This is a genomic window from Flagellimonas taeanensis, from assembly GCF_003584105.1.
In the GTDB taxonomy this organism is placed as follows: domain Bacteria; phylum Bacteroidota; class Bacteroidia; order Flavobacteriales; family Flavobacteriaceae; genus Flagellimonas; species Flagellimonas taeanensis.
On record NZ_QXFO01000023.1, the window covers coordinates 100,688 to 121,664 of the forward strand.

The following is a 20,977-nucleotide window of genomic DNA, read 5'->3' on the forward strand; positions in this document are numbered from 1 at the left end:
CGTTTTATATTGAGTTTACCACCTGATGATGACGCTGCCCCAAGTAAAGCCGCTGCCAAAGGCTGCCAATACCACCAGATCACCTTCCTTGACCTTTCCGGCCTCCCAAGCTTCGGTCAAAGCGATGGGAATGGATGCTGCCGTGGTGTTGCCATATTTCATGATGTTGTTGAACACTTGATCATCCGACAGTCCAAATTTCTTCTGGATGAATTGGGATATCCTGAGATTGGCCTGATGGGGAATCAGCATGTCAATATCCCTTGGGGTCAAATTGTTGGCCTGCAAACCTTCCATAATCACCTCACTGAAACGGACCACTGCATTTTTGAACACAAACTGGCCGTTCATGTAGGGAAAGTAGGACGTATCCTCCGGATCTGCATCGCCAATAATATCGGTGACCCATCTTTTTCCCATACCGGGAGCGATGAGGGAAAGTTCTTCGGCATGTTCGCCTTCCGAATGCAAGTGGGTGGAAAGAATTCCCTTTTTGGGATCTTCTTCGCGGGTCAGCACGGCCGCACCTGCACCATCACCGAAGATGACAGATACCCCCCTGCCCCTAGTGGTCATATCCAGACCATGGGAATGCAGTTCGGAGCCAATGACCAGAACATTTTTGTACATCCCACTTTTGATGTATTGATCGGCCACTGAAATGCCGTACACAAATCCGGAACACTGGTTCCTGATATCAAGGGCACCCACTGTTTTGAGCCCCAAATCCCGTTGGACCAAGACCCCTGGTCCTGGAAAGTAATAATCTGGACTCAAGGTAGCAAAAACGATGAAATCTATGTCATTCTTATCTATTCCGGCCCGTTCTATTGCCTTTTGGGCCGCCTTGACCCCCATGGAAGTGGTGGTGTCCTCACCTTTGACCACATGGCGCCGTTCTCTGATCCCGGTACGTTCCTGTATCCACTCGTCATTGGTGTCCATTATCTTGGAGAGGTCATCATTGGTGACCACGTTTTCAGGAACAAAGAAACCCAATCCTGCAATCTTGGAATTATACATGTGAAAATATTTAAGTCAAAAAGATAGTTACAAATTGAAAATTAGCAAATATTCATGCCAAATGTTCAAAAGTCAGCCAAAATAATACTTTTAAAAAATTGTACATTTAAAGATTCATCAAATTCTTAACCCTTAAAAAAATCATCATGAGAAAACACTACTTGGTTTTTCTGGCGTTGCTCGCTTTCGGTTGGGGACAATCGCAGGAGAAACTGACCTATCAACAACCACCTGAAGAAATACTGGAACTGGTCAATGCCCCTACGGCACCCAGTGTCCTGATTGATGACGATGGCGAACATATGCTGCTACTCTATAGCGATTACTACAAGACGATAGCGGAACTTTCGGAAACGGAACTCCGGTTGGCCGGTCTGCGGATCAACCCGAAGACCAACATCGGTAGCCGCACCAATTATTACAACAACATTATCGTGAAGAAAATCGGGGAGAAAGACGGGGTTCAAGCGGAAGGGCTGCCCCAAAACCCTAGGCTTTCCAATTTCAACTGGTCGCCGGACCAATCCAAAATGGCCTTTACCAACACCACTTCCGAAGGTGTAGAGGTCATGGTCCTGGATGTGGAAACTGCCAAGGCAACAAAACTTACCGATGCCAATGTGAACGCCAATATGAGGGATGTGATCAATTGGTTCAAGGATGGGGAATCCCTTCTGGTCAAAATGTTGCCGAGTGACCGAAAACCGTTGATCGATGTGAGCGAAGCTGTTCCGGATGGTCCTACCATTTCCGCGAACGATGGCAAAAAAGCCCAGAACAGGACCTATCAGGATCTATTGAAGAACCCCAATGACGAATTCAACTTTGAGCAATTGGCAAGGTCCGAACTTTACAAAGTAAAATTGGATGGGAGCAAGACCAAATGGAAAGAAACGGATATGTACACTAGCATCAGTTTTTCTCCGGATGGCAATTATGTGATGACAGTGACCTTGGACAAGCCATTTTCCTATTTGGTGCCCTACTACAGGTTCCCGAACACCACGAACATTTTTGACAAGGACGGCAAGTTGGTGAAAAAAATGCTGGAAATACCCCTTATTGAAGACCTACCCCAAGGCTTTATGGCGGAAAGGACCGGCATGCGCGACCTGAGTTGGAGAAATGACAAACCAGCAACCTTGGTCTATGTGGAGGCCTTGGATGGAGGAGATCCCCAAAATGAGGTTCCCTACCGTGACGAGATCTTTGAACTGGAAGCACCTTTCAATGGACAGGCCAGAACATTGCTGAAAACAAAGAACAGGTTCTCATGGATACAATGGGGAAACGATGATATTGCCATTGCCCACGATCGTTGGTGGAACGATCGGAATACCAAAACCTATCTTTTTGACCCCTCCAATCCTGAAAAAGAGCCCAAGATCATTTCGGACAGAAACTATCAAGATGTGTATAGCGACCCCGGGAACTTTATCTCCGAGAGAAATGAAAACGGAAGCTGGGTGCTCTCCCTCGACAAAAACAACAACGCTTATCTTTTGGGCGATGGATATACCGAGGAAGGCCAATTTCCTTTTGTGGAAAAAATGGACCTGACCACTTTGAAAAAGACCCGTTTGTACACATCCAAATTGGAAGGCAAGCTGGAACGCCTCATCGAGTACGATCCACAGAAAGATCAATTATTGGTCCGGATCGAGTCGCCCAACGAATACCCTAATTATTACTACAAAAGTGTGATCAGAAGAAAAGGGCCCATGCAGCTCACCGCTTTTGAAAACCCGTACCAGAGCATCCAAAATGTACATAAAGAGGTCATTACCTATAAAAGGGACGATGGATTGGAGCTGACCGGAACGCTATATCTGCCCGTGGGTTATGATATACAGAAAAAGGAAAAAATGCCCATGATCCTTTGGGCCTATCCCAGGGAATTCAAGGACAAGAACAGTGCCTCGCAGAACACACAGAACCCCAATGAGTTCACCTATCCCTACTGGGGCTCGCCCATTTATTGGGTCACTCGCAGTTATGTGGTGTTGGATGACGCTTCTTTCCCCATCATCGGTGAAGGGGACGAGCAACCCAACGACACTTTCAGGAGCCAATTGGTGGCCAATGCCAAAGCAGCGATAGATGCAGTGGACGCCATGGGATATATTGATACGGAACGTGTTGCTGTTGGCGGACACAGTTATGGCGCCTTCATGGTGGCCAACCTTCTCTCCCACTCCGATCTTTTTGCCGCGGGGATTGCACGAAGCGGTGCCTACAATAGGACCCTGACCCCGTTTGGTTTCCAGAGTGAAGAGCGGAATTATTGGGAAGCCCCGGAAGTGTACTATACCATGTCCCCTTTCATGCATTCCGAAAAAATGAAGACCCCATTGTTATTGGTCCATGGGGAGGCGGACAATAACTCCGGCACCTACCCCATGCAGAGTGAACGTTATTTCAATGCACTGAAAGGACTGGGTGCTACCGTCCGTTTGGTGATGCTGCCCAAGGAAAGTCATGGTTATCGTGCGAAAGAGAGCATTCTGCACCTATTGTGGGAACAGGACCAATGGCTGGAAAAATATGTAAAACAGAAAAAAGAGGAGGAACAGAAAACCCCTTAGGCGTCTATTCATATATTTTACTAAAAAGGCCCCGAAGCATTTTCGGGGCCTTTTTATGTTCGGGAAGCGTATCTTGCCTTTGCTTGGCCAAAAAGAAAATGCACTTTCGGGCGAAAGTGCATTTTCCACAACCTAACCAATAAATAAACAAATTGTTATAGTGCAGTACTATTTCATAGCAATTTTCCCTATAACATTGTAAATATACTTAATTTGTTTAATTTTTTTATAAAAAGAATAAACAAAATTTTGTTAAAGTTGACATTTGTCGCTTCGTATACGCCTCCAGTGTCAGTTTGTCATATTTGGCATTCTGGTATTTTTTTTGCCCCGAAGGCAGTAAAGAAAAACATAGACAACAATGGCAACAGGTAAAATCAATGTTTCGGTAGAGAACATTTTTCCCTTGATCAAAAAGTTTCTGTACAGTGATCATGAAATCTTTTTAAGGGAATTGATATCCAACGCTACGGATGCAACCTTAAAACTAAAACACTTGACCTCTATTGGGGAAGCCAAGGTGGAATATGGCAACCCGATCATAGAGGTGAAAGTGGACAAAGACCAAAAACGCATCCATATTATTGACCAAGGAATCGGGATGAGCGAGGAAGAGGTCAAAAAATATATTAATGAGGTCGCCTTTTCCGGGGCCGAGGAATTCTTGGACAAATACAAGGAAGCAGGTAAGGAAGCAGGCATCATAGGCCATTTTGGTCTTGGTTTCTATTCCGCCTTCATGGTGGCCGAAAAAGTGGAGATCATCACCAAGAGCTTCAAGGACGAACCGGCCGTACATTGGATCTGTGACGGATCGCCAGAATTTACATTGGAAAGTGCCGATAAAAAGGATAGGGGAACGGAAATCATTCTCCATGTGGCCGAGGATTCCACTGAGTTTTTGGAAGAGGCCAAGATCCGGCAACTTTTGGTCAAGTACAACAAGTTCATGCCCATCCCGATCAAATTTGGCACCAAAAAAGAAACCCTGCCCAAACCTGAGGGGGCCAAGGAAGACGAACCGGCCCCGACCAAGGAGGTGGACAACATCATCAACAATCCCGAACCGGCCTGGACCAAACAGCCTACCGATCTGAAGGATGAGGATTATAAGAGTTTTTACAGAGAGCTCTATCCCATGCAGTTCGAGGAACCGCTTTTCCATATCCATCTCAATGTGGACTATCCCTTCAACCTGACAGGTATCCTGTACTTTCCCAAATTGAGCAACGACCTGAACATCCAAAAGGATAGGATCCAATTATACCAAAACCAGGTGTTCGTAACGGACAATGTGGAAGGCATAGTCCCCGAGTTCCTGACCATGCTACGTGGGGTCATCGATTCGCCCGACATTCCCCTGAACGTATCCAGGTCCTATCTTCAGGCTGATGGCGCGGTCAAGAAAATTTCATCCTACATCACCCGAAAGGTGGCGGACAAATTGAGTTCCCTCTTCAAGAACAACCGTGAGGATTTTGAGCAAAAGTGGAACGACATCAAAGTGGTGATCGAATATGGAATGCTGACCGAGGAAAAATTCTTTGAGAAAGCGGAAAAATTTGCCCTGTTCCCCACCGTGGAAGGATCCTTCCATACGTTCGAGGAACTGGAAGCCAAGATCAAGGACACCCAAACCGATAAGGACGGTACTATGGTGGTGCTCTATGCTTCGGACAAAGAGGCGCAGCACAGCTACATCGAAGCGGCCAAGACCAAGGGTTATGAAGTGCTTTTGATGGATTCGCCCATTGTTCCGCACCTTTTGCAAAAATTGGAGACCTCCAAGGAGAAGGTTTCTTTTGTGCGTGTGGATGCAGACCATATCGACAACCTCATCAAAAAAGAGGATACGGCCATCTCCAAGCTTTCGGATGAGGAAAAAGACCAATTGAAGGCCAGTCTGGAAAGTGCCATTGCCGACAAGGGCTACACCATACAATTGGAGGCCATGGACAGTACGGCTTCCCCTTTCATCATCACGGAGCCTGAATTTATGCGGAGGATGAAGGAAATGCAGCGCACTGGTGGTGGAGGTATGTTCGGAATGGGCAATATGCCGGATATGTACAACCTCATCGTGAACACCAACCATGAATTGGTGGGCGAGATTTTGAACACGAAGACCGACAAAAAGAGGGAACGCCTGATCAACCAATCCTTGGATTTGGCCCGATTGTCCAAAGGATTGCTAAAAGGCGAGGAACTCACCAAGTTCATTGCCCGTAGCTATGAGATGATCAAGTAGCACATCTACTTTGATTCCCAGCTGATACAAAACCGCTCAAAATGAGCGGTTTTTCGTTTTAATGACTATATTGCTTCTAGCAATCAATCGACCAAACCGTGGACCATAACGACTACAAAAGTCCATCCTTCAAAAAATTGTTGGACTCCCTTCAGCAGCAAAGCTGGGAGTTGGAACTCATCATTTCCGGATTCTCCATTTTTGGGCTGTTCACGGCCTACGAACCGCTTCGCATAGAAATGGTCAATGCCGAGAACGAACAACACATCTATCGGTTTGTCGCCTATTTTATCCTTCACATTGCCAGTTCCATACTCCTTTTCAACCTGTTGCTGCATGTCATCCTCAGGGGGTTGTGGATCGGTGCCCTCGGGCTGCGTTATGTATCCGGGGACATTGAGTTCGAAAAACTCAGGTATTCTGAATTGTTCACCAACTATTTGAAGAAGAGGATTGTTTCCTTTGATCGATACATCGCCAATTTGGAGAACTATTGCAGTGTGCTCTTTGCCATTTCCTTTTTGCTGATCTTCTATGTGCTGGCCATGACCATGATCATCATTTCCATTGTAGTGGTGGCCACTTTCATTATCCAGGGCGAATGGTTGCCGGAACAGTTGGGGAGCATTTTGGGTTCTATCCTGATCTTGTTCATCATAACAGGGATGTTCCTGACCTTTATCGATTTTTTGACCCAAGGGCTGCTCAAACGGAACAAGTGGGTGTCCAAAATCTATTTTCCCATCTATTGGGTGTTCAGTTTTTTGACCCTCTCATTTCTGTATAGACCTTTGGTCTATAATTTTCTGGACCATCGTTTTGGAAAGCGGTTGACCCTCTTTTTGGCACCGATCTATATTCTGATATTGGTCATCACGAGTTTGGAGTACCGCCATTCCAACTATCTGCAAAAAGACTTGAATTCATCCACCACTTTTGCCAATAAGGAAAATTATGGGGACATGCTGGTCGATGATGAGGATTTTCCGGGCACCATCATCATTCCTTCCAAAGTGATCACCAAATCCTATTTGAACATTTTTGTCCCGTTCTCGGAAAGCATTGAAGAGCGCATTTTTATTTTCAACGATTCGCTAAAACCCAAAAAAGACAGAAGGGGCCTTAGCTCGAACATCCAGTTCACTACCAACTGGAGCGATGAAATCACCACGAGACAGCAAAAGGACAGTATCCGAAAAATGTATTTACGGACTTTCAATGACGTCTATTCCTTCGAAATCGACACCTTGCAAATGGATGGGGATTTCATACTGACCACGGGCCTCAACAATGTTCTTGGTTTTGAGACCTTCCTCAAAATATCGGACTTGGAAGAGGGCAAGCACATCCTCAAACTCAAACGGAAACGAAAAGATAAGGGCGAAATCGTCACCTTGACGGAATCTGTGGTTCCTTTTTGGAAATTTGAAGATTGATCTATGGCACCATGGCACCTTTACTTGATGGCCGGCCTGTATGTTATTGCTGGCACCATGCACTTCCTAAAACCGAAGATATACCTGCGCATCATGCCAAGATACCTCCCTTATCATAAGATTTTGGTGTTCTTGAGCGGGGTGGCCGAGATTCTGCTCGGAATCGGTCTATGCTTTGAGGCAACACGTAAACTCAGTGCTTTTGGCGTCATTTTGATGCTTGCCGTATTTCTGTCCGTCCATTTTTACATGCTTTCCAATGAAAAGGCCGCTGCAGGTCTTCCCAAATGGGTCTTGGTCCTTAGAGTCCCGTTACAGTTCGCATTGATGTACTGGGCCTACTCCTACTCATTCTAGCATCACGTTGCGGTCCAGTTGTTTCTTCAACAAAGGCACTTGTACAAAAAACAACAGTCCAAAGAGCAATACGGCGTACATTAAAATTTTGGATGAGGTATAATTTTCCAACCAGCCCCACACATTGTCAAAAAGAGGCTCCACGGATAGGTTTTCGAACCACCCACCATCACTGTCCAGACCATACTGGGCAATAAAATAAAAAGTCAAGGTCACCATTCCAATGAAAAGCAGGACAAGTACCTGCTTGGGCACTATAGGCTTATATTGGTACACCTCTTTGTGCTGTTGTGCCTCGATGCGCTGCACAAGGTTCTTGGTAAAGTCCGCAGAGGGCGACTCCAGGGGAGCGTCCGCCATGATCTTGTCCACAAATGTTTCCAGTTCTTTTTCTTCGTGCTTATCCATTGTTTCCCACTGTTTCTTTATCAAATCTTTTTTCCATGACAGCGGCCAGTTTTTTTCTGGCCCTGAACAATCTCACCTTTATGGTGTTCGCAGAAAGGTCCAACACCTTTTCCATCTCCAAAAGGTTCCTTTCCTCAAAATAAAAAAGTGTCAGGATGCTTGCATCCTCCGCTGGCAAAGCTGCCAGACATGAGTTGATCAATGCCGATCTTTCCTCCTGTACCATCCTGTCCAAAGCATTGTCCATTACAGAGAATGCCACACTCTTCAAATGGTCCACTTCCACCCGCATTCGTTCCTTTTTGCTCTTTTTCAAGCGGTCCAAACAGGCGTTATAGGCAATCCTATAGATCCATGTGGACAATTTGGAATCTCCCTTAAAGTTACGCAAAGCCGTGAACACTTTAATAAAAACATCCTGCGATACTTCCTCAGCGTCTTCCCGGTTCCCCAACATTCGTATGCACAAGGTATAGACCAGGTCCTTGTGACCGTCCACCAAATCAGAGAACGCCACGGTGTTGCCATTGCGTATCTTCTGGATCAGTTCTTTTTCGTTATTGGTCAGCATTGCACATTGGACGACAAAACATTGAATTGGGTTACATGGATTACTTCTTTTATAAAATTATGTAACCTACCTCTAAAACCTGTCGTCATACCCAATGAAAAACAAATAATTTTAATCATTAAAAACGAACTGTTATGGGATCTGAAGTAATTATCATACCTATTATTTTTGGGGTCATTTTTGCCATCGCGTACCTCTATTTTTCAACCAGGAACAAAGAGCGCCTGGCCTTGATAGAAAAAGGAGCGGACGCCAGTATTTTTGTTAAGGGCAGGCGCGAGGGTGCTGCACCTTTCTGGAAAGTCATCATCCTCAACATTTCATTGCTGCTCATCGGCATTGGATTGGCCATATTTGTGGCCTCCATTTTGGTGTACAATCTTGGGATGGATGATGAGGTAGCGTACCCCGGCACCATCTTTACCTTGGCGGGTGTGGGTCTATTGGTGGGCTTTACCATGACCAAGCGTCTGGAAAAAGAATAAAGAAACCCCATCAAAAACAAATGAAGGAACCACTGCTCAAAAGCAGTGGTTTTTTTATATTGGTAGGATGAAAATCATCTCTACCAACATAGGCCATCCGACCAAAATAATCTGGAACGGAAAAGAGACCACTACGGGTATCTACAAATTTCCGGTACAGGAACCCTTGTTTTTGGACGTGGAGGATGTCCGGGGCGACACCGTCGCCGATAGAAAAGTACATGGAGGAGAATACAAGGCTTGCTACTTGTTCTCTTCCGACCACTATCCCTACTGGCAGGAAAAATACCCCAATCTGGATTGGAACTGGGGCATGTTCGGCGAAAACCTGACCGTGGAGGGGCTGGACGAGTCCAAAATCAGGATAGGAAGCATCTATAGGTTAGGGTCGGCACTGGTGCAGATAAGCCAGCCCCGGGAACCCTGCTACAAACTGGGCATTCGGTTTGGCGACCAGAATATCTTGAAAGCCTTCATAGACCACGGCTGGCCGGGCACTTATCTCCGTATTGTGGAAACCGGAACAGTGGCCGTGGGAGATACCATGGAACTGGTGGAAGAATCCAAAAACCCATTGACCACCCAACAATTTTACCACCTGCTCTTTGCCAAGGAAAAGGACAAAACACTTTTGCAGTGGGCCATCGACAATGAGGCCCTGCCGCCAGGAAAAAGGGAAAAACTAAGAAAATGGGCATAAAAAAAGGGGGCTTCCCAGCCCCCCATGCACATAAAAATTAACTAAACAAACTATCTTACTTCCATAGTCTCTGTGTACGTACCGTTTTTATCGGAGACTACGATGGTATATTTATCTTCAAAAGCCTTTTCAAAGTTGAACGCCTTTTCCACAACAAGTTTTCCACTGATGGACTCGTTGTACACAAGTCTGTCCTGGCTGTCATACACCTTTAGGGTCACTTTGTCCTGTGAAACGTTCAAAAGGTTCATCATTACTTTCTGACCTTTCTTTACGAACACTGGGTCCAACTCTATATTGATAAGTCTTTTCTCAACTTCGTTCTTGGCAGTTACTTTCTTACCAAAATCGGCTGCTGTTCCATTAGCCAATCCCATGGCAGATACCAAAAGGACCGCTACTACTGTTAGGTTTTTTACTACTGCTTTCATAACATTTTCGTTTTTTAGGATTATGATACAAATGTATGGCGCAATAGAGGACAGGAACACCACCATGTTTTCCAGTTTATGTGCAATTTTAACATGGTGTACATATTAACCTTTTATTAATGATAAAATAGCATACATTTTTGGTAATTTTGCAGATAAGTGTTCGACCAACATCGATATACCTTTATAGTACCGAACAAAATTTGGCAAAAATGACCCAAAAACCTGCTTTTGAATCCATTGCACCCAGTTTTGGCCACTCGTTCACTTTTCAGAAGTTCAATGAAAACAACGAGAACAAGAACAATGGCTGGCACTACCACCCTGAACTGGAGTTGGTGTACGTGAACGGGGGGTCTGGCAAACGCCAGATTGGCAGCCATGTCTCCTATTTCAGGAACGGAGACCTTATCCTTATCGGTTCCAACTTGCCCCACTGCGGGTTTACCGATAAGCTTACCGGTAACAAAAGTGAGACCTTGGTACAGATGAAGGCCGATTTTCTGGGCAGTGATTTTTTCAACATCCCGGAAATGAAGAACATCCAAAAACTGTTCGAAGTTGCCAAAGGGGGCATCGCCTTTTCTGGAAAGACCAAGATGAAGGTCGGTGAAAAAATGGAAATCCTGGAATACCAGACCGATTTCCAAAGGTTATTGTCCATCCTCAACATTTTGAACATCTTGGCCACTTCCAACGAAATGAACGTTTTGAACGCCGAAGGCTTTTCCTTGGAGACCGAGGTGAAGGACAACGACCGTATCAATATCGTGTTCAACTACGTGAAGACCCATTTCAAAGAGGACATCAGTCTGGATGAAATTGCGGATATGGTGAGTATGACCGTTCCTTCTTTTTGTAGATACTTTAAAAAGATCACCAACAAGACCTTCACCCAGTTTGTGAACGAGTACCGATTGGTGCACGCTTCCAAACTACTGGCCGAGCAGCCTATCAGCATCACCCAAGTGTGCTATGATAGCGGTTTCAACAATTTTTCGCACTTCAACAAGTCGTTCAAGGCATTCACAGGGCAGAACCCTTCCGAATACCGAAACCAGTTGAAGACCGTTCTATCCTAAAGGATAGTTTTTAATCGAACAGGTCGTTGAGCACCTTTGCCAATCGCAATCCCCCTTTTTGAAGCTGTTGGAACAATAGGTCATTGTATGTATAGGAATACTGGTAGCCTAATTTGTCGCCCACTTTGACAGAATCATAGAGTTCCGCGCAGATATCATGGGATTCGTCCACCCAATCGTAAATAGTCCCTTCTTGGATTTTTTTCCGTTCCTTTTTTGAAACATTGTCCAGTTCATCGGCCAACTCGGTAAAGGTCATCCCGTAGGATTCAATGAGGTTCTTGTCCCAGATGCTGTGCAGGTTGGTCCCCTGTCCGAACCATTGCACTTGGATATCATTACCACCCTTGTCCTCTGCCCTACTGGCATGCATAGGTTGGTGCAGATCACCAATGAAATGGACCAACATTTTAAGATAGAACACACGGTCCTCCCTGCTGTTCGCTTCATTTTTGATGATGGCCGTGCACTCCTCGATGGCCGTGATGATATCGCCCTCATCGCTTTTTTCAGAATCCAGATAACTTATGTCCAAGGGGTAATTGACATAGTGCCAAGGTGAAAACTTGTTATAGGAACAGTCTGCCTTGATATCATCCGCAAAAGTGGAGACAAAGGCAAGACTGTGGCCATCCAATAGATCGGCCAACGCCCTTTTGGCTTTTCCTGTCAAGTGGTTTTGGGCAATCTCGCCCGTGACGCGGTGTCCTGTTTTCCCCCAAATGGTGTTGCCAAAACCAACCATGGGCAACAAAAGCAATACGAATAAGGTTTTTTTCATTTCCGGCTTCTCTTATTTAATAAGGTGTGAATCCTATAGCGATAGACTTAGCTAATTTTCAGAATGTTTTATCGATGGGCAATCGAATTTACAATTTTGGGTTTTTTTTAACTATGTCCAAAAGCTTGTTTCTAGAAGTCCGTACAAAATAAAAGAACAGTTGTCCATATGGACAACTGTTCTTTACATGTGTCTTTCCCTCTCGGAAAAGAACCTGGATTTCCAGTCCTTGAAACAATTACAAGGGCTTACGTCCAGATATAATATTGTAAAGAATGGCAATCACGGCAATCACCAACAAGATATGGATCAAATTGCTGGTGGCCATACCGGCGACCACGCCAAAAAATCCTAATACCCAAATTATTATACAGATAACGGCAACAAGCCAAAGTAAACTTCTCATGATATTATGGTTTTAGTGTTATATCCTAAAATTAGGCAAAAAGTGGTCACATCGTTGTTTCAAATGGTGGAATTGTTAACTCAATTTGAATTCATCGGCGTACATTATGTCCATCAATAGCATGAACACCCCCACCGAATTCCATATATTTGGGCAACTAGCTTAAAATCCATGGACCAACTACCGTTTACCGATGACACTGTCATCTTTGGACTTCTATGTCTCTGCCTTGGCTTTGTTTTTTATACCTCATCCATTGCCTCGGGCTTCTGGAGCAAGTTTTACACGGTGGTGCCCACTGTACTCATGTGCTACCTGCTGCCTGCCATTTTGGCCAGCGTGGGCATCGTGGACGAATCTTCGTCGCAAACCTATTTTGTGGCCAGCCGTTATCTGCTGCCCGCGGCTCTGATCTTGATGACCCTGAGCATAGACCTCAAGGCCATTATGAACCTGGGATCTAAGGCACTCATCATGTTCTTGACAGGAACCGCCGGCATCATCATTGGTGGGCCGATCGCCATATTGATTGTCTCCATTTTTTCTCCTGAGACCGTGGGCGGAAATGGTTTTGATGCCGTTTGGAGGGGCCTTGCCACCATAGCTGGCAGCTGGATCGGGGGCGGGGCCAACCAGGCCGCCATGTTGGAAGTGTTCCAATACAATCAGGAAAACTATGGCGGAATGGTACTTATCGACATTGTGGTGGCCAATCTCTGGATGGCGATCATTCTATTGGGCGTGGGAAAAACAAAACAAATAGACCGATGGCTCAAAGCAGACACATCGTCCATAGAAGAGTTGAAACAAAAAGTATCCGCCCATACCGAAAAAATTGCTAGGGTCACCTCCCTCAAGGATTTCATCATGATGCTTTTTTATGCATTTACCGGGGTAGGCGTTGCCCATTTGTTGGGCTTCCATTTTGCTGATTTTTTGCAAAACAATTTTGAAGTGGTCCGAAATCCCCAAAAAATATTGTCCTCATTGGGTTCAGATTTCCTTTGGATGGTAGTCTTTGCCACGGCCATCGGCATTGGTCTGTCCTTTACCAAGGCCAAAAACTATGAAGGAGCCGGAGCCAGCAAGATCGGGGGGATGTTCATCTACATCCTCGTGGCCACCATCGGTATGAAAATGGACTTGGGCAAGGTATTAGATAACCCAGGGCTCATTGCCATTGGGCTTATTTGGATCACCATCCATGCAGGATTGTTGATCTTGGTGGCAAAGCTCATCAAGGCACCGTTCTTTTTCTTGGCAGTGGGCAGTCAGGCCAATGTGGGCGGGGCAGCCTCCGCTCCAGTAGTGGCTGCCGAATTTCACCCATCCCTGACTTCCGTGGGCATCCTTTTGGCTGTTTTTGGCTATGTGGTCGGCACGGCAGGGGCCTATTTGTGTGCTTTGTTGATGGAAGTCGCCTCCAATGTTTAGATTATTTCAGAAGTTTATGCATATTTGCCCAGCAAAAAAAATTACAATGAAGCGGATTTTCTTCGTATTGCTATTGGGAGCCATGATGGTTTCGTGCGAAAAGAACACAGAAAACACTATGGTGGTCACCGGAAACATCAAAGGTCTGAAAAAAGGGACACTATACTTGCAACAGTTCCAAGATTCCACACTTGTGACCTTGGATTCGTTGGAAGTTCAAGGGGATGGAAAGTTTTCTTTTAATGAAGAAGTGGAAACCCCGGATATTTTCTATCTCTATCTGAAGAAAGAGGACAACAACGACATCAACGATCGGATCACGTTTTTTGGAGAAGCGGGAACCATTACCATCAATACCTCTTGGAACACTTTTGACACCAACTCAAAAATCAGTGGCTCCAAGTCCCATGAAAAATTGGTGGAGTTCTATGAGATGGCCTCCAAGTTCAACATCAAGGAACTGTCCCTAATCCAACAGGCTTCGCTTCCCAAAGTCCAAGAAGATTCATTGGCCTTGGATTCCCTTCAACGATTGGTCGATCTAAATACCATAAGTAGGTACCGATATGCCCTCAACTTTGGGCTGAACAATGGAAATTCGTTTGCCACCCCCTATATCATGATGACAGAGGCAAGAGAGGCCAACCCCAAGTATTTGGATTCCATCTACCAAAGCCTTTCCCCAGAGGTGGCATCATCCAAACACGGAAAGGCATTCAAGGAATTTTTGGACAAAAAGGACTAACCCGCCAGGCTGTTGAACTGTTCCACCAATTCGGTGGCCTTTTCTTCCAGTTCCTTGCGTATTTGGTTAAAGTGGGCCTTTCGGTTTTCAACGTTCTTTTGGTTCACTTTGTCCATCAACTCATCAAATATGGCAATGGCCTTGTCTATAATGACCGTTCCTTCTTCGGATTCTTTGTTGCCCGAACCGGCTTCCCAAATGTAAACCGCCTCAATGATGTCCCCAAGGACGAAATTGATGTCTTTCTTAAGATCGCGAATGCTTGACATACTAGTATTTTTTCAAATGTACTACTTAAATGGTAACTTCTAAAAGTTTGGCCCCTTTGGCTTCAATTTCCACAAAAGTGCTGGATGCCGGAAGAAGGGTCGTTTCCCCTTTCTGGATGGAGGCACTGCCCCAATCATTGGTGATGGTCGCCCTACCTCCCACACACATATAGATCGTAAAGGAATCCCTCTGGGAAAGGTCCTGTTTCATATTTTTTGTCAGCTCCAAGAAGTTGGTCTTGAAATACGGACAGTCCACCATATCGTTCACGGTGTCCTTGACGTTGGGATAGCCCACCTTGAAATCGTCCTTCATTTCATAATCGATGGCATCCACGGCCAGACCGGTGTGCAGTTCCCTTAAGTTCCCGTCCTTGTCCTTTCGGTTGAAATCGAATACCCTGTAGGTAACGTCCGAGGTCTGTTGGATTTCTGCCAACAACACTCCGGCCCCAATGGCATGTATCTTTCCTGTGTTGATAAAAAAAGTATCGCCCTCTACCACCTCTTCATAGTTCATCAGGTCCAGTAAGGTACCTTCTTCAAGGCTTTCGATGTACTCAGTCTTCTCCACATCCTTATTGAATCCCACAATAAGCTTGGCCCCAGGATCGGCATCCATGATGTACCACATTTCCGTTTTTCCAAAGGAGTTGTGCCTTTCCTTGGCCAATTTATCGTTTGGGTGCAGCTGTATGGACAGATCCTGTTTGGCATCGATGAACTTGATCAGGATTGGGAACTCATTCCCGAACCGCTCCACAACGCTCTTACCCAACACAGCCTCGGGTTGTTGCCCTATCAAGTCTTCAAGTGAGGTTCCTTCCAAAGGTCCGTTGGCCACTTCGGAAATATCTCCCTTGACGCCGGAGAGCTCCCAACTCTCTCCTGTTATGTCACTTTCTATCGGTTTTCCAAGTACTTCTTTTAGTTTTGTTCCTCCCCAAAGGCGTTCTTTGAGAATAGGGCGGAACTTTAAGGGGTATATGTCCATTTTATCCGGTATAGGTTACAAAATTTCGAGGGGTCTCATACAGGACCACTTCCAATTCCTTATTGTTTTCAATATGTGGCCGCAATCGGTTCCAAATGACCACGGCTATGTTTTCTGCCGTAGGGTTCAGGTTCTTAAACTCGGGAACATCCAGATTGAGGTTTTTGTGGTCCAAGGCATCTTCCACATGCTCCTTGATCAGGTCTTTCAGTACCTTCAAATCCATCACAAACCCGGTAGCTTGGTCTATCTCCCCGGTAACACCAACGATCAGGTCGTAGTTATGGCCATGGTACCTAGGGTTGTTGCATTTGCCAAAAACGGCATTGTTCCTCTCCTCGTCCCAATCCGGCCTGTACAATCTATGGGCCGCATTGAAACTGGCCTTTCTGCTTACTTTCACTTTCATTGTGCAGGGATGTTCTTCATTAGATGGTCGTAGAACCTTTCAAATATGATCTTGAACCATTCGGTGTACTGTGCCGGGTTTTGGGCAATGTCTTTCTTGATGTCAATGGGCAACATCCATTTCCAATCGGCCACTTCCTCTGGATTGATATTAGGGGCGTCGTTGTGGAAACCTATCATCACATGGTCAAACTCATGCTCGGTAAGGCCATTGTCGAAAGGAGCCTTATACACAAAGGAAAAGAGTTCTTCGAGATCGGCTGTGAATCCCATTTCTTCCATGAGCCTGCGCTTTCCCGCTTCAATATTACTCTCGCCCTCCCTTTGGTGGCTACAGCAGGTATTCGTCCACAACAATGGGGAGTGGTATTTGTCACTGGCGCGTTGCTGCAGCATAGTCTCCCCTTTATCGTTCATGATAAAAACTGAAAATGCCCTGTGCAAAAGGGCTTTTTCATGGGCTTCCATCTTGGGCATCAGCCCAATCTGTTCGTCCTTCTCATTGACCAGTATCACGTTTTCCTCTGTCATACGGTAAAAATATGACCTTTAGAGGAAAAACATCCGATAGCGGTATTTAAATTCTTGCTAAAAGAAGCGAGGGGATTTCAGATTACCGATGTTCCTAATGAAATCGTAACGGATAATGACCTCAAAGGAACCGTCGTTGAAGGTGGCGGCACCCAGTTCCGTTATTTCCCGATCATAGGCAAGACCCAGCATCAACTGGTCGGACAGCATAAAACCAAAAAGCCCACTGAACGCAGCATCCCATCTGTAGGCCACCCCACCGATGAACTTTTCATTCAGCATGAAATTGGCCGAAAGATCTACCTGCAACGGTGCTCCTTGTACAGCTTTGGTCAAAAGGGTCGGCTTGAATTTCAAAAAGGGGTTAAGGTCCCAAACATAACCGGTAATAAGGTACATGTTGATCTGCTCCTTGGCCGTGGACACGGAAGATTCGTCAAAATGGGTGGTCTCCAATATTCTGGGTGCAGAAAGCCCCACATAGAACCTATCCGTATGGTAATAGACACCTGCCCCTATGTTCGGGGAAAACTTGTTGCGGATATCTTGTTGGGACTGCAACTGTGGGTCCACTTCAAACTCATCCAGTTCGGAATAGCGGATATCCAGCATATGGGCACTGGCCTTTAGGCCAAAGCTCAACCTTCCTTCCCATGAGGTTTGGATGGTATAGGAAAAGTCCACATCAAAATAGGTTTCCGATGTGGGCCCTATCTTATCGTTCACAATGGAAAGTCCTAATCCGACACCACGATAGCCCATAGGGGTATGAACGTTGAGGGTTTGGGTCTCCGGGGCCCCGTCAAGGCCCAACCATTGGTTCCTATAGAGTGCCGCGATGCTCAAATGTCCTCGGGAACCGGCATAGGCAGGGTTCACACTTACGGTATTGTACATGTATTGGGTGTACTGGGCATCTTGCTGTGCCTGGAGCATTGGAATTGTCCCTATCAGAAAAATAGCGAACAGCCATCCCACTCTCCTTTTAACGATATTCTTCTCCACAGTACTCATTTTCTTTATCTGTTTATGTATAGATAACCCGAAACTTGTTTCATGGTTCCACTTTGATTCTCATAATCTATTACGTAGAAGTAGGTACCCACAGGGAGTTTATTGTCACTATCCACGGTGACCCTTCCTTGTGATGTGCCGTCGAACACATTTCCACTGGTATTATAGGATTTTGTCTGGAAAACCATGACACCCCACCTGTTGTATATCCTCACCGTATTGTTCGGATAGTTTTCGATGTATTTTATGGTAAACACATCGTGGATCGTATCTCCGTTCGGCGTGATAACGTTGATGGGATCGATTTCGTCTCCATCGACCGTTGTCTCGCCCAGATCTGGGTCTAAATAATTTGGGATGCCATTTTCATTGGAGTCATCGTTGGCATAATTCCCATCTCTATCCAGGTCTTCATCCGTGGTCTCTATACCATCCCCATCATCGTCTGAATCCCTAAAATCGGGAGTGCCATCCGAATCGGTATCTGGCAGGACCGTACTCGGGTCGTCCATTTCATCATTCACATCGATATCGATCACAGTCTCTCCCTCATAGCCATCATCCAGACCATCATTGTCCTTATCCGAGCCTATGAACTCCACATCGGCAATACCATCATGGTCATGATCGTGTCCTTCTATGGCATCGGGCACATTATCATCATCACTATCAAGGTCAACATAATCCGGAATACCATCGTCATCGGAATCCACGGGAATCAAGCCCATGTTCCCATCCACTTCGTAGGCGTCGTCCAGACCATTTCCATTGGCATCGACCAAACTTGGGGATATATAGGATGAAACGGACTGGGCTTCCACATTATCCGGAATCCCGTCATTGTCACTATCGATGTCCAAATAATCTGGAATGCCATCACCATCAGTATCCGTAGGATTGGTGGATGGATCGTTGTCGTTATCTGCATTGAGGTCTTCGAAACTATCCAATATACCATCCCCATCACTGTCCAAGATTTGTTGTGAAGTGACCACCACCGTGATGATGGCCGTGCCACAATTTCCATTGGTATCACAAACGGTATATTCAAAAGAATCCGAACCTGAATACCCTGGGTTGGGCACATAGGTGATGTTGTCATCGGACGGGTTCGCCGCAGTGCCGTTATCATTCAAGACAATGGTTCCGTTGGAGGGGTTGGTAGCTGAAATAGAGCCCACAGTGGGAATATCATTGTCATTGGCCCTCCAGGATATGGTCACATCGGTTCCTTGCTCGGTCGAGGTCAGATCGTCGTTGACATCCAAAATTGGAAGTACATCCACAGTAACCGTTGCAGTGCTACAATCCCCAAAATTGTTGCAAATGGTATAATCAAAGCTATCATTGCCATTGTAATCAGAATTTGGTGAATAGGTAACCTCATCGTCCGTTGGATCGTTGGGTGTTCCATTGTCACTTACGTTCACGGTCCCATTGGACGGACCTGTGATGGTCAAAGTCCCTGAGACTGGCAGATCGGTATCATTGTCAAAGATGGGCACGACCACGGATTCGTCCTCGTTCACTACCACGGTGTCATCCACCACATTGGCAGCTTGGCTCATACACACTACGGTAAATCGGGGCAACTCGCTGCTATTCCCAACCTTGGTGATGGTAGCCGTGTAGTGGGTCACATTTTGTGTGCTGATGACCGTAGGTCGGTTTTGATCGCCACTTAGGGCAGGACTCCAACTCACTGTGGCACCAACAGGTACACTTGCGGAAATATCCAAGGTTACCTCATTGTTTGGAGCTTCACAGTCGGTCAAAATAAAATACCCTGTCGCGTTGGACCCACAAAGGGTGCCATCGTAGGTTGCAAAATAGATTCCAGGCCGAGTGGCTTCATAAAATGAATTTGTTCCCAAGACCGTACTGGGGTCGGATGCCTCATACCATCGGTAATTGTTCTCATCCCCTGTATTGGGTGCCTGAAGCAAAAACTGGGCATTTGCAAAGTTGACCCCCATGAACAGGATGAACAATCCAATGAATAAAGACGTATATGAGGTTTTTGGTTTCAAATCTGTGCGTCCGTATTGATTATTATTTTACCACAAAAACCACGTTGATCAACGCATTGTAATCAGCTGGCTGACCAATAATATCATAGGTAAGGACACCACTTGCATTTATGCTCATATTGGCAAAAACCGTTGGATCTGCATAGGTCACATAGTAATACAGCTCTGTTGCCGCATAGGTTGGTATTGCGGCAGGAGCGCCTAAACTGGTCACTGCAGGAGTACCATATTGAGCTATATATTGTGCGTATAGATTCACTGTTCTATTTGTACCATTCGATGAAGCATCAATTGCTATCGAGGGCGGATAGAAAATCCTTGCTGCTTTAGCCGTGATCGGGGCAATAGCTTGAATCACTTCTTCTACCGTATCCTCTGCTGTCCCATCTCCATCTACATCCACGGGGTTATCAGAATCAACTTCGGATGCATTTTGGTCATCTGTTGAAGGGTCGCCATTACACACATATTCTGTCGAATCGATTTCGCTAAGATCGAGTACTCCATTCCCATTGTCATCAATACCTGTATCCACTTTGATTCCTCCAGCGGAGCAATTAGCTCCAGCAGGTTCAGCTGTAGTGACCACTAAATTGGCAAGTCCATCAGGGCCTTGATCACCGATTGGACCTTTGTCACCAATAGGACCCTGCAGACCTTGTTCTCCAGTAGGCCCTTGTAGACCAACAGGACCTTGTTCTCCCTGTGGACCTTGGATACCGGGGTCGCCCTGTGGGCCTTTGTCACCGGTCAAACCTTTATCCCCTGTCTCTCCCTTATCGCCGGGGTCGCCCTGTGGACCCTGTGGACCTTGGATACCGGGGTCTCCTTGTGGACCTTGCGGGCCTTGGATACCGGGGTCTCCTTGTGGACCCTTGTCACCGGTCAAACCTTTATCCCCTGTCTCTCCCTTATCGCCGGGGTCGCCCTGTGGACCCTGTGGACCTTGGATACCGGGGTCGCCCTGTGGACCCTGTGGGCCTTGGATACCGGGGTCGCCCTGTGGGCCTTTGTCACCGGTCAAACCTTTATCTCCTGT

General features: G+C 46.0%; 22 protein-coding genes. 9 read left to right on the forward strand and 13 right to left on the reverse strand.

Features of this window, described 5'->3' with window-relative positions:
- Positions 1 to 15: 15 nt before the first annotated feature.
- Positions 16 to 1,023: a 3-oxoacyl-ACP synthase III family protein gene (locus D2V93_RS11905; RefSeq protein WP_119619652.1), complete on the reverse strand. Its 1,008-nt coding sequence runs from the start codon at positions 1,021 to 1,023 to the stop codon at positions 16 to 18.
- A gap of 146 nt (positions 1,024 to 1,169) precedes the next feature.
- Here D2V93_RS11905 and D2V93_RS11910 point away from each other — a divergent pair, with 146 nt between their 5' ends.
- From D2V93_RS11910 to D2V93_RS11925, 4 genes are all read left to right on the forward strand, one after another.
- Complete coding sequence (locus tag D2V93_RS11910) at positions 1,170 to 3,608, forward strand: alpha/beta hydrolase family protein (RefSeq protein ID WP_119619653.1); 2,439 nt, start codon at positions 1,170 to 1,172, stop codon at positions 3,606 to 3,608.
- Between the two features lie 361 nt (positions 3,609 to 3,969).
- Entirely contained in the window at positions 3,970 to 5,856 is a 1,887-nt protein-coding gene (gene htpG, locus D2V93_RS11915) for a molecular chaperone HtpG (protein WP_119619654.1), read from the forward strand.
- 98 nt (positions 5,857 to 5,954) lie between these two features.
- Positions 5,955 to 7,292, forward strand: coding sequence for a hypothetical protein (locus D2V93_RS11920; protein ID WP_119619655.1), 1,338 nt, complete (start codon positions 5,955 to 5,957; stop codon positions 7,290 to 7,292).
- 3 nt (positions 7,293 to 7,295) lie between these two features.
- On the forward strand, positions 7,296 to 7,649 hold the full coding sequence (locus D2V93_RS11925) for a DoxX family protein (protein ID WP_119619656.1): 354 nt from the start codon (positions 7,296 to 7,298) through the stop codon (positions 7,647 to 7,649).
- On the opposite strand, the gene D2V93_RS11930 is transcribed toward D2V93_RS11925, so the two are convergent.
- Entirely contained in the window at positions 7,641 to 8,057 is a 417-nt protein-coding gene (locus D2V93_RS11930) for a hypothetical protein (protein WP_119619657.1), read from the reverse strand. The genes D2V93_RS11925 and D2V93_RS11930 overlap by 9 nt on opposite strands.
- Entirely contained in the window at positions 8,050 to 8,628 is a 579-nt protein-coding gene (locus D2V93_RS11935) for an RNA polymerase sigma factor (protein WP_119619658.1), read from the reverse strand. Before D2V93_RS11935 ends, D2V93_RS11930 begins: the two co-directional genes overlap by 8 nt.
- Before the next feature lie 134 nt (positions 8,629 to 8,762).
- On the opposite strand from D2V93_RS11935, the gene D2V93_RS11940 reads away from it, so the two are divergent.
- Positions 8,763 to 9,113 carry a DUF6249 domain-containing protein gene (locus tag D2V93_RS11940; RefSeq protein WP_072879666.1) on the forward strand — a complete coding sequence of 117 codons (351 nt, stop codon included), beginning with the start codon at positions 8,763 to 8,765 and terminating at the stop codon, positions 9,111 to 9,113.
- Positions 9,114 to 9,180: 67 nt separating this feature from the next.
- Positions 9,181 to 9,813, forward strand: coding sequence for an MOSC domain-containing protein (locus D2V93_RS11945; RefSeq protein ID WP_119619659.1), 633 nt, complete (start codon positions 9,181 to 9,183; stop codon positions 9,811 to 9,813).
- A gap of 50 nt (positions 9,814 to 9,863) precedes the next feature.
- Here the strand turns inward: D2V93_RS11945 and D2V93_RS11950 are convergent, their stop codons facing one another.
- Positions 9,864 to 10,244 carry a hypothetical protein gene (locus tag D2V93_RS11950; RefSeq protein WP_072879932.1) on the reverse strand — a complete coding sequence of 127 codons (381 nt, stop codon included), beginning with the start codon at positions 10,242 to 10,244 and terminating at the stop codon, positions 9,864 to 9,866.
- A 212-nt stretch (positions 10,245 to 10,456) separates the two neighbouring features.
- On the opposite strand from D2V93_RS11950, the gene D2V93_RS11955 reads away from it, so the two are divergent.
- Entirely contained in the window at positions 10,457 to 11,326 is an 870-nt protein-coding gene (locus D2V93_RS11955; RefSeq protein WP_072879662.1) for an AraC family transcriptional regulator, read from the forward strand.
- Positions 11,327 to 11,336: 10 nt separating this feature from the next.
- Here D2V93_RS11955 and D2V93_RS11960 read toward each other — a convergent pair whose 3' ends face one another.
- Entirely contained in the window at positions 11,337 to 12,107 is a 771-nt protein-coding gene (locus D2V93_RS11960) for a S1/P1 nuclease (protein ID WP_119619660.1), read from the reverse strand.
- Positions 12,108 to 12,345: 238 nt separating this feature from the next.
- On the reverse strand, positions 12,346 to 12,513 hold the full coding sequence (locus tag D2V93_RS11965) for a lmo0937 family membrane protein (RefSeq protein WP_119619661.1): 168 nt from the start codon (positions 12,511 to 12,513) through the stop codon (positions 12,346 to 12,348).
- Positions 12,514 to 12,684: 171 nt separating this feature from the next.
- Between D2V93_RS11965 and D2V93_RS11970 the strand changes: the two genes are divergently transcribed.
- Both D2V93_RS11970 and D2V93_RS11975 read left to right on the forward strand, forming a co-directional pair.
- On the forward strand, positions 12,685 to 13,947 hold the full coding sequence (locus tag D2V93_RS11970; RefSeq protein ID WP_072879658.1) for a DUF819 family protein: 1,263 nt from the start codon (positions 12,685 to 12,687) through the stop codon (positions 13,945 to 13,947).
- A gap of 46 nt (positions 13,948 to 13,993) precedes the next feature.
- The gene (locus tag D2V93_RS11975) at positions 13,994 to 14,692 is read left to right on the forward strand and encodes a DUF4369 domain-containing protein (RefSeq protein ID WP_072879656.1); all 699 of its coding nucleotides are present in this window, start codon (positions 13,994 to 13,996) and stop codon (positions 14,690 to 14,692) included.
- Here D2V93_RS11975 and D2V93_RS11980 read toward each other — a convergent pair.
- The 7 genes from D2V93_RS11980 to D2V93_RS18900 all read right to left on the reverse strand — a co-directional run.
- Positions 14,689 to 14,961, reverse strand: a complete 273-nt coding sequence (locus tag D2V93_RS11980) for a hypothetical protein (RefSeq protein ID WP_072879654.1) — start codon at positions 14,959 to 14,961, stop codon at positions 14,689 to 14,691. The two genes, D2V93_RS11975 and D2V93_RS11980, sit on opposite strands and share 4 nt — an antisense overlap.
- A gap of 25 nt (positions 14,962 to 14,986) precedes the next feature.
- Entirely contained in the window at positions 14,987 to 15,949 is a 963-nt protein-coding gene (locus tag D2V93_RS11985) for a type I phosphomannose isomerase catalytic subunit (RefSeq protein WP_119619674.1), read from the reverse strand.
- Positions 15,950 to 15,956: 7 nt separating this feature from the next.
- A complete protein-coding gene (locus D2V93_RS11990) occupies positions 15,957 to 16,364 on the reverse strand; it encodes a 6-pyruvoyl trahydropterin synthase family protein (protein ID WP_119619662.1) in 408 nt (135 codons plus the stop codon).
- Complete coding sequence (gene idi / locus D2V93_RS11995) at positions 16,361 to 16,894, reverse strand: isopentenyl-diphosphate Delta-isomerase (RefSeq protein WP_119619663.1); 534 nt, start codon at positions 16,892 to 16,894, stop codon at positions 16,361 to 16,363. The genes D2V93_RS11990 and idi overlap by 4 nt, the downstream gene beginning before the upstream one ends.
- A 57-nt stretch (positions 16,895 to 16,951) precedes the next feature.
- Positions 16,952 to 17,908 carry a PorP/SprF family type IX secretion system membrane protein gene (locus D2V93_RS12000; protein WP_072879648.1) on the reverse strand — a complete coding sequence of 319 codons (957 nt, stop codon included), beginning with the start codon at positions 17,906 to 17,908 and terminating at the stop codon, positions 16,952 to 16,954.
- Between the two features lie 5 nt (positions 17,909 to 17,913).
- Entirely contained in the window at positions 17,914 to 19,938 is a 2,025-nt protein-coding gene (locus D2V93_RS12005; RefSeq protein ID WP_313791661.1) for a T9SS type B sorting domain-containing protein, read from the reverse strand.
- A 22-nt stretch (positions 19,939 to 19,960) separates the two neighbouring features.
- Positions 19,961 to 20,977, reverse strand: a 1,017-nt coding sequence (locus D2V93_RS18900; protein WP_470299662.1) for a DUF7151 family protein, incomplete at its 5' end; no start/stop codon positions are given.